14 protein-coding genes are annotated in these 13,391 nt (G+C 62.1%); 4 read left to right on the top strand and 10 right to left on the bottom strand.

The window, feature by feature from the left end; genetic code table 11:
* Positions 1–2 precede the first annotated feature (2 nt).
* Genes trbK-alt through trbB form a run of 6 tightly spaced genes read right to left on the bottom strand, consistent with a single transcriptional unit; the run spans position 3 to position 5,112 of the window.
* A complete protein-coding gene (gene trbK-alt, locus IEX27_RS00450) occupies positions 3–344 on the bottom strand; it encodes a putative entry exclusion protein TrbK-alt (protein ID WP_188718971.1) in 342 nt (113 codons plus the stop codon).
* Positions 345–354: 10 nt separating this feature from the next.
* The gene (trbJ, locus tag IEX27_RS00455; RefSeq protein ID WP_188718972.1) at positions 355–1,119 is read right to left on the bottom strand and encodes a P-type conjugative transfer protein TrbJ; all 765 of its coding nucleotides are present in this window, start codon (positions 1,117–1,119) and stop codon (positions 355–357) included.
* Positions 1,116–3,554 carry a conjugal transfer protein TrbE gene (trbE, locus tag IEX27_RS00460; RefSeq protein WP_188718973.1) on the bottom strand — a complete coding sequence of 813 codons (2,439 nt, stop codon included), beginning with the start codon at positions 3,552–3,554 and terminating at the stop codon, positions 1,116–1,118. Before trbE ends, trbJ begins: the two co-directional genes overlap by 4 nt.
* Positions 3,555–3,566: 12 nt before the next feature.
* Complete coding sequence (locus tag IEX27_RS00465; protein WP_188718974.1) at positions 3,567–3,848, bottom strand: VirB3 family type IV secretion system protein; 282 nt, start codon at positions 3,846–3,848, stop codon at positions 3,567–3,569.
* On the bottom strand, positions 3,848–4,180 hold the full coding sequence (locus tag IEX27_RS00470; protein WP_188718975.1) for a TrbC/VirB2 family type IV secretion system protein: 333 nt from the start codon (positions 4,178–4,180) through the stop codon (positions 3,848–3,850). Before IEX27_RS00470 ends, IEX27_RS00465 begins: the two co-directional genes overlap by 1 nt.
* A complete protein-coding gene (trbB, locus tag IEX27_RS00475) occupies positions 4,177–5,112 on the bottom strand; it encodes a P-type conjugative transfer ATPase TrbB (protein WP_444980167.1) in 936 nt (311 codons plus the stop codon). Before trbB ends, IEX27_RS00470 begins: the two co-directional genes overlap by 4 nt.
* A 433-nt stretch (positions 5,113–5,545) precedes the next feature.
* Here trbB and IEX27_RS00480 point away from each other — a divergent pair, with 433 nt between their 5' ends.
* The gene (locus IEX27_RS00480) at positions 5,546–6,322 is read left to right on the top strand and encodes an arginase family protein (RefSeq protein WP_188718976.1); all 777 of its coding nucleotides are present in this window, start codon (positions 5,546–5,548) and stop codon (positions 6,320–6,322) included.
* A gap of 261 nt (positions 6,323–6,583) precedes the next feature.
* Here IEX27_RS00480 and IEX27_RS00485 read toward each other — a convergent pair whose 3' ends face one another.
* A complete protein-coding gene (locus tag IEX27_RS00485) occupies positions 6,584–7,489 on the bottom strand; it encodes a LysR family transcriptional regulator (RefSeq protein WP_188718977.1) in 906 nt (301 codons plus the stop codon).
* Positions 7,490–7,663: 174 nt separating this feature from the next.
* Between IEX27_RS00485 and IEX27_RS00490 the strand changes: the two genes are divergently transcribed.
* Positions 7,664–8,896, top strand: a complete 1,233-nt coding sequence (locus tag IEX27_RS00490) for an MFS transporter (protein ID WP_188718978.1) — start codon at positions 7,664–7,666, stop codon at positions 8,894–8,896.
* Positions 8,897–8,907: 11 nt separating this feature from the next.
* Complete coding sequence (locus tag IEX27_RS00495) at positions 8,908–9,918, top strand: alpha/beta fold hydrolase (protein WP_188718979.1); 1,011 nt, start codon at positions 8,908–8,910, stop codon at positions 9,916–9,918.
* 256 nt (positions 9,919–10,174) lie between these two features.
* On the opposite strand, the gene IEX27_RS00500 is transcribed toward IEX27_RS00495, so the two are convergent.
* A complete protein-coding gene (locus IEX27_RS00500; protein WP_188718980.1) occupies positions 10,175–10,519 on the bottom strand; it encodes a nuclear transport factor 2 family protein in 345 nt (114 codons plus the stop codon).
* A 91-nt stretch (positions 10,520–10,610) separates the two neighbouring features.
* Positions 10,611–11,036, bottom strand: coding sequence for an antibiotic biosynthesis monooxygenase family protein (locus tag IEX27_RS00505; protein ID WP_210315485.1), 426 nt, complete (start codon positions 11,034–11,036; stop codon positions 10,611–10,613).
* Between the two features lie 96 nt (positions 11,037–11,132).
* Here IEX27_RS00505 and sigJ point away from each other — a divergent pair, with 96 nt between their 5' ends.
* Positions 11,133–12,068, top strand: a complete 936-nt coding sequence (gene sigJ, locus IEX27_RS00510) for an RNA polymerase sigma factor SigJ (protein ID WP_210315486.1) — start codon at positions 11,133–11,135, stop codon at positions 12,066–12,068.
* Between the two features lie 37 nt (positions 12,069–12,105).
* On the opposite strand, the gene IEX27_RS00515 is transcribed toward sigJ, so the two are convergent.
* A complete protein-coding gene (locus IEX27_RS00515; RefSeq protein ID WP_244630166.1) occupies positions 12,106–13,323 on the bottom strand; it encodes an MFS transporter in 1,218 nt (405 codons plus the stop codon).
* Positions 13,324–13,391 lie beyond the last annotated feature (68 nt).

Below are 13,391 nucleotides of genomic sequence, written 5' to 3' on the forward strand. Positions count from 1 at the left end.
AGCTATTCGGCCTCCGCCGGATAGGACGGCATAGGCGCGGGCATCGCCGGAGGCGCCGGCTGGGTGTTCCGAAGCGGCTCGGCCGAGGATGTGCCGGGCTGAAGGAAGCGCCGGCGGCTCTCCGCCCACGCCTGCAGGCAGGCGGCATCGCGCGCACCTGCTTCGCCGAGCCACTGGCAGCGGATGAGCTCAGCCTGCAGCGGATCGGACGGGGTCGTGGCTGGCCGAGCGGCGGCCCAGCTCTCCGCCGGCTCCTCATCCCGGCTTATCTCGATTGCGGTCGCGGTGATCGCGACCGAGATGAAGGTGATGGCGCCGAGGCGGGCGAGCATCTTTCCGTCCATGGCCGCGTCCTCAGTTCTCGCTGCCGGGGAACATCTGGGCATTGCCCGGCTGATAGTCCTGGCGGGGCGCTAGGAATCGCCGGCGCTGCTCGCGTCCCTGTTCGGCGGCGGCGGCCCGTTCGGCTTCGGTGAGCGCCTGGGCGCGGCCATTGGCGGCGACGACGGCAGTCAGATCCGCGAGCTGCTGGGCCTGCAGGGCGAGAAGCTGATTACCGGCCTGCGTCGCCTGAAGCGCGCCGGTGGCGCCCTGGCTCTGGCCGACCAGCGCCGACATCTGGGCGCGGTTGGTGTCGATGTTGCTGACAACGCCGGCCTGGACGCGCATGGCATCCTGCAGCCCGCCCACCGTGTTCTGCCAGCGCTCGCGGGCATCGGCGACGAGTTGCTGGTCGGAGGCCGACATCGACGCGTTGCCGTAGGTGGTGCGGAACGCCTCATCGATGTTCTGGACGTTATAGGTGATGCGCTGGGCCTCACCGAGCAGTTGCTGGGTGCGCTGCACCGACTGCTGAAGCTGCTGGAGCGAGGAGTAAGGCAGGCTCGCGAGGTTGCGCGCCTGGTTGATCAGCATCGTCGCCTCATTCTGCAGCGAGGTGATCTGGTTGTTGATCTGCTGCAGCGCGCGCGTCGCCGAGAGCAAGTTCTGCGCGTAATTTGTGGGATCGTAGACGATCCATTGCGCCTGAGCCGGCGCTGCAATGAACGGAGCTGCAAGGGCGGAGGTGGTAAGCAGCGAGGCCGCGAGCCGCGCTGCGCGCGAACGGCGCGAGATCATGAGGATATCTCCAGGTTGTTGAGGTTGGGGATGAGGTCGGCCGCCCAGTCGACGCCGCGATGACGGAGCCAGGCGGCCAGAAAGTCGCCTCGGCCATGCTCGGCGATGGCGCCGGCGATGGCGGCCTGATCGGTCTTCGACGAGGCCGCGCAGAGCGCATGCGCCACGTGGGAGAGGCCGAGCTCGAACAGCCGGTTGCCGCGGCGGGACTGGCAGTAATAATCGCGCCGCGGCACGGCGCGCGCGAGGATCTCGATCTGCCGGTCGTTGAGGCCGAAGCGCCGATAGATAGCGGTGATCTGCGGCTCGATCGCGCGCTCGTTCGGCAACAGGATGCGCGTCGGGCAGCTCTCGATGATGGCGGGCGCGATGGCCGAACCGTCGATGTCGGAGAGTGACTGGGTGGCGAAGATGACGCTGGCGTTCTTCTTGCGCAGCGTCTTCAGCCATTCGCGGAGCTGTCCCGCGAAGCCCTCGTCGTCGAGCGCCAGCCAGCCCTCGTCGATGATGATGAGTGTCGGATGGCCGTCGAGGCGATCCTCGATGCGGTGGAAAAGATAGGCGAGCACGGCCGCCGCCGCATCCGTGCCGATCAGGCCTTCCGTCTCGAAGGCCTGTACCGTGGCTTCGCCCAGATGCTCGGCCTCGGCATCGAGCAGCCGGCCATAGGGGCCGCCGACGCAGTAGGGCCGCAGGGCCTGCTTGAGGTCGTTCGACTGCAGCAGGACCGATAGACCGGTAAGCGTCCGTTCGCCGACCGGCGCAGAGGCGAGCGAGGTCAGCGCCGACCAGACATGCTCCTTCACCTCCGGCGTGATGGTGACGCTTTCGCGGCCAAGGATCGCGATCAGCCAGTCGGCGGCCCATGACCGTTCAGCGACATCATCGATCCGGGCGAGCGGCTGGAGGGCGACGCTTTCCTCTGTGCCGTCGGTGAGTCCGCCGCCGAGATCATGCCAGTCGCCGCCCATGGCGAGCGACGCGGCGCGGATCGAGCCGCCGAAATCGAAGGTGAAGACCTGGGAGCGAAGATAGCGGCGGAACTGCAGCGCCATCAGCGCCAGCAACACAGATTTGCCAGCGCCGGTCGGGCCGACGATCAGCGTATGGCCGACATCGCCGACATGGATGGAAAGCCGGAACGGGGTCGAGCCTTCGGTCTTGCCGAAGAGCAGTGGGGGTGCTGCGAAATGCTCGTCCCGTTCCGGGCCGGCCCAAACGGCCGACAGGGGAATCATGTGAGCCAGGTTGAGTGTGGAGATCGGCGGCTGCCGGACGTTGGCGTAGACGTGGCCCGGAAGGCTGCCGAGCCAGGCATCCACGGCGTTGATCGTCTCGGGCATCGCCGTGAAGTCGCGGCCCTGGATCACCTTCTCGGCGAGGCGGAGCTTCTCTGCGGCGATGCGCGGATCGGCGTCCCACACCGTGATGGTGGCGGTGACATAAGCCTGGCCAGCATAGTCGGCGCCGAGTTCCTGCAAGGCGAGATCCGCATCGGCGGCCTTGTTGGCGGCGTCGGTGTCGACCAGCACTGAGGCCTCGTTGGTCATCACCTCCTTGAGGATGGCGGCGATCGATTTGCGCTTAGCGAACCATTGTCGCCGGATTCTGGTGAGCAGCTTGGTCGCATCGGTCTTGTCGAGCAGGATCGCTCTGGTAGACCAGCGATAGGGAAAGGCGAGCCGGTTGAGTTCGTCGAGGATGCCGGGCGTGGTGGCGGTCGGGAAGCCGACGATGGTAAGGACACGCAGATGCATATCGCCGAGGCTCGGCTCGAGCCCGCCGGCGAGCGGCTGATCGGCGAGCAGCGCGTCGAGATACATGGGTGTCTCGGGAACGCGGACGCGGTGGCGCTTCGTCGAGACCGTCGAATGCAAGTAGGTCAGCGTCTCGGCATCATCGAGCCAGACGCATTCCGGCATGAAGGCTTCGATGAGCTGCAGTATGCGGTCGGTTCGATCGACAAAGCCGCGCAGGATTTCGTGCGCATCGACACCGGCGCGGTCGCGACCCTCATAGAGCCAGCTCTCCGCCCGCGCGGCGTTCTCGGCCGGGGGCAGATAGAGGAAGGTGAGGAAATAGCTCGACTCGAAGTGCGCGCCCGCTTCCTCGAAATCCGCCTTGCGCTCGGCGTCGACCAGCGCCGACGCCGGGTCCGGGAACCGGCTCGCCGGATAGGTCGCAGCCTCGTGGCGCTGCGCTTCGACGAAGATCGCCCAGCCGGAGCCGAGGCGGCGAAAGGCATTGTTCAGGCGTCCCGCGACCGCCACCAGTTCGGCCGGCACCGCGCTGTCGAGATCGGGGCCGCGGAAGCGGGCGGTGCGCTGATAGCTGCCGTCCTTGTTGAGGATGACACCTTCTCCCGTGAGCGCAACCCATGGCAGGAAGTCGGCGAGACGGGCGTTGCGATTGCGATATTCAGCGAGGTTCATCATGGCCGCGCGCCCTCAGACCGACAGGAAGGCCGGAATACGCAGATGCCGCCGCCCGACCTCGACGAATTGCGGATCACGCTTGGCTGCCCAGACTGCGGCGAAGTGGCCGACGGCCCAGAGCGCCAGGCCGACCAGCCAGAGGCGGAGGCCAAGTCCCACCGTGCCCGCCAGCGTTCCGTTCATGATCGCGATCGAGCGCGGGGCGCCGCCGAGTAGAATGTGCTCAGTCAGCGCCCGATGCACCGGAACCGAGAAGCCCGGCACCTCGCCGGTAAGGTCAACGCCGAGCGCCATCAGACCAGCGCTCCGCCGCCGAACGAGAAGAAAGACAAGAAGAAGCTCGACGCGGCGAAAGCGATCGACAGGCCGAAGACGATCTGGATGAGGCGGCGGAAGCCCCCGCTCGTGTCACCAAAGGCGAGCGTCAGGCCGGTGACGATGATGATGATCACCGCGATGATCTTGGCGACGGGACCTTCGATCGACTCTAGGATGGATTGCAGCGGCGCCTCCCAGGGCATGGACGAGCCGGAGGCATGGGCGGCCGGGGCGACCAGGAGCGAGAGGAAGCCTAGAGAGGCCGCCGTCGCGGCGTGATGGCGAATGCGCAGAGCCTTGCGGATCATAACGGATCTCCTGTGAGGGGCGGAGGAGGGGGGACGATGCGGTAGTCGCCGTCGGCGCCGAGACCCTCGACGCAGGCAAGCTCCGCGAGCCGGCGGGAGGCGCCGCGGCCTGAGAGGACGGCGACAAGGTCGATGGTCTCGGCGATTAGCGCGCGCGGAACGGTGACGACGGCTTCCTGGATGAGCTGCTCGAGGCGGCGCAGCGCGCCGATCGCGGTGCCGGCGTGGATCGTGCCGACGCCGCCGGGATGTCCGGTGCCCCAGGCTTTCAGCAAATCGAGCGCCTCGGCGCCGCGCACCTCGCCGATCGGAATGCGGTCGGGGCGCAGACGTAGCGACGAACGCACTAGGTCGGAGAGCGTGGCGACGCCGTCCTTCGTGCGCATGGCGACAAGGTTCGGCGCGGCGCATTGCAGCTCGCGCGTGTCCTCGATCAGCACGATGCGATCGGAGGTCTTGGACATCTCCGCAAGCAGCGCATTGGTCAGCGTGGTCTTGCCGGTCGAGGTGCCACCCGCGACGAGAATGTTGTGCCGCTCGGCGACGGCGGTGCGCAGGGCCTCCGCCTGCTCGCCGGACATGATCCCGGTGGCGATATAGTCATCCAAGGTGAACACAGCGACCGCCGGCTTGCGGATTGCGAAAGCCGGAGCGGCGACGACCGGCGGCAGCAGCCCCTCGAACCGCTCACCCGTTTCCGGCAGCTCGGCCGAGACACGCGGTGCGCCTGGATGTACCTCGGCGCCGACATGGTGCGCGACGAGGCGGACGATACGCTCGCCGTCGGCCGGCGAGAGGCGTTCAGCCGTATCGGAGAGGCCTTCGGGCAGCCGGTCGATCCAGAGCCGCCCATCGGGATTGAGCATCACCTCGACGATCGCGGGGTCCTCCAGAAACTGGGCGATCGCCGGCCCCAAGGCTGTGCGGAGCATGCGCGCACCGCGAAGGATCGCTTCCGATTTCTGATGAGTTGCCGCCACGTCGTCCCCGTTCTCTTGCGGGTCCGCCAAGCGCGGCCCTGGATCGGGGATGAGTAGAAGAGGCAGAAATCATGGCCTGACAACAACCATCATGTGGTCGTCGTACTGTGGCGTACAAATACAGGGAGACGGCGGAATGTCGGAACTTTGGGTTTTGGCAGATGGCGATCGAGGATCTTGTACAAAACACGGCCATGCAGGAGTCGACCCCATGTAAGTCGTTCGAAGGCTTGATCGTGGCATCGCAAATTGGGCATAGAACGACAGACGAAACGTGCCCCAGGTTTGGAGTTTTTGCGACATTCAAAACGAATGGGAACAAAATTTGAGGAAGGTAAATCTTACAGTTTTTCGGGGTCGCGCGGGCGATCACAACGAACTTGCGATGCCGGGGGCCAAGGCCATTGGAGAGGCGCTTGCTCGACGCCTCGGCGTTGCTCCTGTCGTGATCGGCACCCCGGAACCCCCGCTGAACACCGGCTGGCGCGAAGAACTGGACGCGGCGTTGCCGGCGCTCCGGCAGATTCAGGCACGTTTTGATGATGTGCTTGCGAGCGGCGCTGTTTCGATTGCTGCGACAAGCCGCTGCGCTGTCGCTCTGGCAACTCTGCCTGTTGTCGCGAAATACCATCCTTCGGCCTGCGTCGTATGGTTCGATTCCCATGCCGACCTGAATACCCCGGAAGTCACGACAACAGGCTATTTGGGAGGGCTGGCATTCGCCGGGCCCGCAGGGCTTTGGGAATCCGGCCTTGGAGCTGGCTTAAGTTTGGACCAGATCGTGCTGGTAGGCCAACGCGATCTGGACCCGTACGAGCAAGACCTGATCGACCGACACGGCATCCCGCATGTTAAGCCGCGAGGCGATCTCGCGGGAGAACTTCGCGCCGCGATAGCAGGCCGCCCGATCTATGTGCATCTCGATTGCGATGTGCTCAATCCGGGGATCGTCCCCACAGATTACGAGCATGACGGTGGCCTCTCGCTCGATGACCTTCGCGATTGCTGCGAAGTGGTCGCGGAGTATCCATTTGTCGGCATAGAGATTGCTGAATTTCAGAACGCTTGGGAGCCGGGCGGCGATCCGGTGTCACCCGATCCGTTGCTAGACGCACTAGAACCTCTACTGGCAGTAAAGCCACGGTCGTCGCGCGACTCCTGAGTCCGACGACACAGTCGCCGTCGTTGAATTCCAAGTGAGTTTCCGTCGCAAACGTCAGGGGTGAAAGTCCGCCTTGCGCGAAGCCTATTTGTGAGAATACAAGGCCGCTTCTACCCTCTTCCTGCCCACAACCCGCTCCGCTTTCCATCCCAAAGTGGAAACGCAGGGGACCGCCATCGATCGCGAAGACTCACCGGAATTGGGCTGAAAGCTGGCGTATGCCAATTTGCGCGACGCCCAATCAGGAGATTGGGCGGCACCTCACTGCCAGGGCGGCCCAGCTCTCCATTTCTGGCGAATTTCTTCGATGAACATCCGCACCTTCGGGGACAAATGCCGCCGTGTCGGATAAACGGCGCAGATTGGTGGCTCGTCGCGTGCAAACTCGGTTAGGACCGAGATAAGTCGACCGTGCTTGATGTCCTCACCGACCAAAAATGCACTGAGCTGGACAAGGCCGAGACCGGCCAAAGCAGCATCCCGCATGGCCTCGGTGTTGCCAAGACGTAAACGCCCCCGAACGCTGACTTCTCGGTCTTCTCCATTCACCTTGTAATGCCAGGGCGTAACGCTGTTGCCGTGGGTGAAGACGATCTTGTCGTAGTGCTGGATATCCTCGAGTGAGCTCGGAGTTCCATTCTTCTCAAAAAAGCTCGGGGCGGCGCAGGTGATGTACCGATGAGGTGCCAGAACCTTCCGGATCAGCCGACTATCGGACGGCCCCCCGATACGGATTGCGATATCGATCCCTTCTGCAACGAGATCGCGGTAGTCGTCCGAGAACGATACGTCCGCTTCAAGGTCGGGCCATTTTGCGAGAAAGTTCTGGAGCACTGGCAGGACATGCAACCGGCCGATGGCGATCGGAAGATCGAGGCGTAGCCGGCCCCGAGGGACTTCGTTTCGTTGCGCCAAGGCGGCCTCGGCGTCATTTGCCTCACCGAGGATTCGCATCGCATGTTCGTAGAATATGCGACCCTCTTCCGTGAGGGTGACACTGCGCGTCGTGCGGTGAATCAGGCGCGTTGAAAGGCTCTCCTCAAGTCGCGCGATGCACTTGCCGACAGAGGATCGAGACAGACCGAGGCGTTCGGCGGCGACCGTAAAGCTCTGGCTGTCCGCTACACGCACGAATGCCAGTACATCGCCGATACGATTCAGTCCCATGACTCACCATTGGGCACGATTTGTCCCCACTGTTCCCACGGCGGCTCACTTTATCGCTTCTGCAGATACAGTAAACAGCGGAAGGCGCTGCAAATGAGCGATGCAGGCAGTTCGACCTATAAGGGGTGCGCCACACTCCTCGCTTGCGTCCCTAACATCAGAATGGACGAGTAGATGGAAGATGTGGAGCAGCAAGCGCATCAGCGACGGGGTTTGGACCGCAACCAGAGTTGGGTGCGCGTTTACGCGGTAGCCCTTTCCACATTCTCCGTCGTGACCACCGAAATGTTGCCGGTTGGACTGATGACCCCCATGGCGGAGGCACTGGGAACATCTGTCGGTGTCGCAGGGTTGACGCTTTCCGTACCCGCCATTCTCGCTGCACTCTTCGCGCCCATTGCCGTCCTTGCTGCTGGCGGCATGGACAGGCGGTGTATTTTGGCCGGACTTCTCCTGCTGCTGACCATCGCCAATGTGACTTCTGCGCTAGCACCCACCATGGGCTGGCTTTTGGCCGCGCGTGTCATCGTCGGATTTTGCATGGGGGGCATTTGGGCCATTGCCGGAGGTCTTGCGCCAAGGCTTGTGTCCGAAAGATCAATAGGCCTGGCAACGGCGATCATCTTCGGGGGGGTCGCCGCGGCTTCCGTGCTCGGCGTACCGATTGGCGCGGCTATTGGTGATTTCGCCGGCTGGCGCGCAGCTTTTGGGGCAATGGCTGTTTTTAGCGCTCTGGTTCTGGTCGTTAACCTTGGGACTCTGCCAGAGCTCCCGGTCAGTGCGTCGGTGCGGGTTCGCCAGTTCCGAGATCAGATTGTTCGGCTGCCAATCCAGCTTGGCTTGGTCACCACTTTTCTTTTCGTCGCCGGCCACTTCATGGCCTACACCTTCGTCCGCCCGCTGCTGCAAAACACGTCAGGCATCGGCGTCGAATGGATCGGCGTTCTTCTCTTTGCCTATGGCGTCGCAGGAATTGCGGGGAACTTTTTGTGCGGGAATGTCGTATCGCGACATACTGGCGGCGCGCTGATCGCCATCGCTGTCGCACTCACCACGACGATTTCCGGATTTGCTTTACTCGGTGACACGCCCATGGGCGGTACCCTTATCCTGGTCCTATGGGGAATCGCTTACGGCGGTGTCTCCGTCGGCCTGCAGACCTGGATGATGAAAGCAGCACCCTCGGCAATCGAGGTCGCCACGGCTCTTTTTGTCTCAACCTTCAATATCGGCATCGCGCTGGGTTCGCTCGCGGGTGGGCAGATCGTCGACCGCTTTGATCTACCGACCAACCTGCTGTCAGCGGCAGTCTTACCCGCGCTTGGCCTGCTGTTCGCAGTGGCAATCCACAGACACGCTGCGTCGATCGCCAACCGGCCTACTGCAGCACCCGCCACCAGTCGATAAGGAGGATCAACATGACTTATGAGATTTTCAATCTCGGTGACGTTCAATTGCAGTCGAAGCGTTGCATTCGAAATGCCAAGCTCGCTTACAAAACCTATGGTACCCTCAACGCGGCGAAGAACAACGCAATTGTCTATCCAACATCCTTTGCTGCCACCCACGACGATGCGGCGTGGCTGATCGGGCCAGGCCGCGTGCTCGACCCCGAAAAATACTTCATCATCGTTCCCGATGCCTTCGGCAACGGTCTCTCAAGTTCTCCGAGCAACACACCACCGCCCCATGACGGCAACCGATTTCCGCACGTCACCATTCACGACAATGTTGTGCAGCAACATCGCTTGCTGACCGAGAGGTTCGGGATCGAGACAATCCGGCTCGCAATGGGCTGGTCCTTGGGCGGCGCACAGGCGTTCGAATGGGCTGCTGCCTTCCCCGAGAAGGTGGAGCGCCTGTTCGCCTTTCAAAGTGCGGCACGCACCTCCCGCCATTTCTATGTCTTTTTCGACAGCGTACGCGCGGCGATCGAACTCGATGTCAACTTTCGGGAGGGCTTTTATGTGGAACAGCCTCAACGCGGCTTGCGAGTCGCCGCTCGCATCTATGCGGCATGGGGTTTCTCTCAAGCCTTCTTCCGCGAGCGGCTGGATCAAAGCGCCCTTGGCTACGCCTCGATCGAAGACTTCCTTATCGACTTCTGGGAAGGTTGGTTCGTGAGGCGCGACGCCAACAATCTTTTGGCGCAACTCTGGACCGGACAACACGCCGACATCAGCAACAACGACCTTTACCGCGGCGAGCTCGGCAAGGCGCTTGCATCAATTCAGGCCGAGACCATCGTCATGCCCTCCACGAGCGACCTGTACTTTCCTGTAGAAGACGCCGCCGAAGAGGCGATGCAAATCCCCAAGGCGGAATTGCGCGTTCTCAATTCTCAATGGGGTCATGTCGCTGGTGAGGGGATGAACGACGACGACACAAGGTTCATTGAGCAGGCGATCGCCGACCTCCTCGCAAGGTAGCTCCGGCCGTTCCGGAGGGGACCTGGAAATGCGAGTCTCGCCGGCAAGAAGCATTATTCCAGCTTCGCGTCGGGGCATGTGTAAATCGGGTGGTGGTGCCTTCCACTTCGTCGCTAGGCTTCACCATGACGCCGCCGGAACCAAGAGTCTGGAACACCGCGTTTGAAATCGTCCGCTTCGTTAACATCCGCGCGAAAGCCGTCTGAGCGGAGCTTACCTAGCCCAACCCCTGTGCTTTAGATGAAGTCTAGGGCGTTTATTTTGCGAGAGTTTGCTGGTGCTGCACGAGCTTCCAGCTCTGTCCCTCTGCTCGATAGGTCGACGTGCAGAAACAGCGGTAAGGATGCGCGTTCTCGCGCCGGCCTTCCGCTGTATACCCCAGGACAATGACGGCATCACCGGCTCGGCGAACCACGCGATCGCTCATCTTCACATCCGCCCAGCGCGGCGCGCCCTTGAGCCCTTGGATGATCGCGGAAACGCCCAGCACACCCATGCCGGGGAAGGCCATCAGGCAGGAGGGATCAAGCAGTTCATCGTAGGCGGCGATGCCATCGAGCCACAAGCGTTCCTCGGTTTTCCAGGCGATCTCATCGTCCATCTTGATGTCCTTGATTTCCAGGTTGCCATTTCAAATGGGGTTGGCGCACTCCGGCACGCGCCAACCACCTCGAGAAATTCGTCCGTATTTCCTAGGCGCTATATTCACCGACGATATCGTACAGGCCCGGAGCCGGCTTGGCCAACCCGGCCAGCTTTTTGCCGAACTCGGCGGCAGCCGGATCGTTCTGCGTGGCTTGAACGTCCGCCGCGCTCGCCCATTTGGCGACGTTAACGATGCGCTTGCCATCTTTGCTGGCCAGAAGCGTCACCGAGACAAAGCCCGGGCGCTTGCTGATCACCGTATCGGTGGCGTCCTGAAGAATTTTCGCAACCTCGGCCTGCTTTCCTTCCTCAACCTCAAGGATGTTGACGAAGGTCACTTCACCGTTCGACATAATTTTGGTCTCCATCTTTATGGCGCGGCATGGAGCGCGCCAGTTAAAAGCCGGGCTACCAATCGAGCCCACACCCATGACGAGTGCGAGCAGGGAAATGTCAGTCGAGGCGGCAGGCATGCGCAAAGTTTCCCCGCTGACATTTGAGCTGCCTGAATCGTCATAGGCTTAAATGGTGGCCGCCAGGGCCGGGTCCGAATTGATAAGGCAGAAACCGTGACGCCGACCAATCGCAAGCTCATCGGGCATCCAAGCGATGATCCCGAGTTCCGAAAAGATGAAGCCGCGCTGATGGCGTTGGGGTACCGGCTGCTCGGAACCGTCGCCGATGCACAAGACGCAGTGCAGGAAACCTATGTGCGTTGGTATTCGCTCGGTCGCGAGGAGCGACAGGGCATTTGTGTTCCACTGGCCTGGAAACGGACGACGCTGACCCGCATCTGCTTTGACCGTCTCAAATCCTCTCAATACAAGCGGGAGGTCTATGTCGGCGAATGGTTGCCCGAACCGGTCCAAGGCGGTGAGTTCTGGGGTCTCGCCTCCAATCCCGCAGCGAATGCAGGAGTGGGAACCTCAGAGAGCGTCAGCGAGTCCATTTCAATGGCGCTGATGATCGTGCTCGACAAGATGACCCCACCTGAGCGGGTCAGCTTCATCCTGCACGACGTTTTCCAGTACACCTTCGAAGAGATAGCCGAAATCATCGGACGCACCCCGCAGGCGTGCCGGCAATTGGCGTTCTCGGCGCGCAAGCGCTTGGGCAGCCGGGCGCGAAGGCAATCGACATGGAAAGAGCATGCAAGACTCAATGAAGCGTTCAGAGCCGCCTGGCAGACGGGAAATGTCACAGCGCTGGTCGCCCTCTTGGATGGCGACGCCGAGGCCATTACGGACGGCGGCGGCAAAACCGCGGCGGCAACCGAGCCATTGATAGGGTCTCATGCAATTGCCGAATTCTTCGCTGGAATATTCGCACGTCAGCCCGATCTTCAGGTCGAGATCGCGACAGTCAATGGTGAGCCTGGCTTGATCGGCATGGCCGCCGACCAGATCATCTCGGTGATCTCGACTTCCGTGCGGAACGGGGTGATCCACAACATCTGGGCCATGCGCAATCCGGACAAGTTGCGCGCCTGGTTCAAGGGCGACTAGGCCGGCCCTTGTCCCCACACTGCCAGCTATCGCCCCATTAGCTTGCTATTTTCCTTGCGGCCCGCGGAGCAAGGCTCAGGAGCCCGAGGAGCGCCAACGCCAATCCGACCCAGAGCGGTGCTGTGAGCCCATATCCGGCATCGATGCCCAGTCCTCCCGCCCAGGTGCCGACTGCAAGCCCGGTCGTGATGACCGAGGAATGAAGCGCGTTCACCATCGGGTCGGGGTGAGCAGCACGCATCACCCGCGCGGCCATGGCCGGGTTCATGGTTACCCCGAAGAGGCCAATCGCTATGAAGGCGGTGATTGCGACCACCGGAATGGTGGCGAAAAGGGCGAAGGTGGCTAGGGCGAAAGCAAGAATCGTCAACCCGCCGATCAAGATGGGAATCGTGAAGCGGTCGGCGAAGCGGCCAACGACAAGGTTACCCGCAACGTTGGCGACCCCATAGATCGCGAGCAATATTGGAATGGCGCCCTCGGACAAACCCGTAAGCTGAGTGAAAATGGGCGAGAAATAGCTGAACGCGGCAAACGTCGCGCCGATGATAAGGCTGCTGGTCAGATAGGCTGCCCAAAGCCGCCCGTTTCTGAGAGCTTTGAGACTGGTTCGAAGGTCGGCGGATACATCCTGCTTCGACGCAGGAACTCCGATAGCAACAACTGTAGTGGAGAGCGCCGCCAGGACGACGATACTCCAGAAGCTCGCTCGCCATCCCAACGCCTGATCGATCATTGCCGTGGCGGGCACACCGACGACAGGTGAGAGCATCAGTCCGGCAAGAACGACAGAGACTGCTCGCCCACGAAGATCCGGCGACACAAGGCTGGCGCAGATTGTTAGCGCGATGCCGAAGCACCCGCCGCTGGATATGCCCTGAATGATGCGGCCGAGCGCCATGACGCCATAGTTGGGCGCGATAGCGGTTACGATGCTGCCGATGACGAAAAGGCCAAGCAGCCAGAGAAACGCTGCCTTGTTGGGGACCTTGAGAGCCAGGAGGAGGGCGGTCGCCAATGGACCCCCGATCGTCATGCCGAGAGCAAAATACGAAATCAGATAGCCGATCTCGCCCACGGAAACGCCCAAGGCGAACGAAAGAGACGGCATGATACCGGCGACCATGAACTCCGACGTCGTGACGGCAAATACGGCCGCACCCAGGAGATATATCGCCAGGGGCATCCTTGAGGAGCGGATGTGATTGTCGTCTGCGGGTGAAGGGGAATCGTCGAGCGGTTCGGCACTGGCCATGGCACACATCATTTCTATAATTATGACTATAGAAATGGCTAGCGGCCTTGCTCGGGTCGGTCAAGCAA

The organism is Nitratireductor aestuarii (assembly GCF_014641695.1).
Taxonomy (GTDB): Bacteria; Pseudomonadota; Alphaproteobacteria; order Rhizobiales; family Rhizobiaceae; genus Chelativorans; species Chelativorans aestuarii.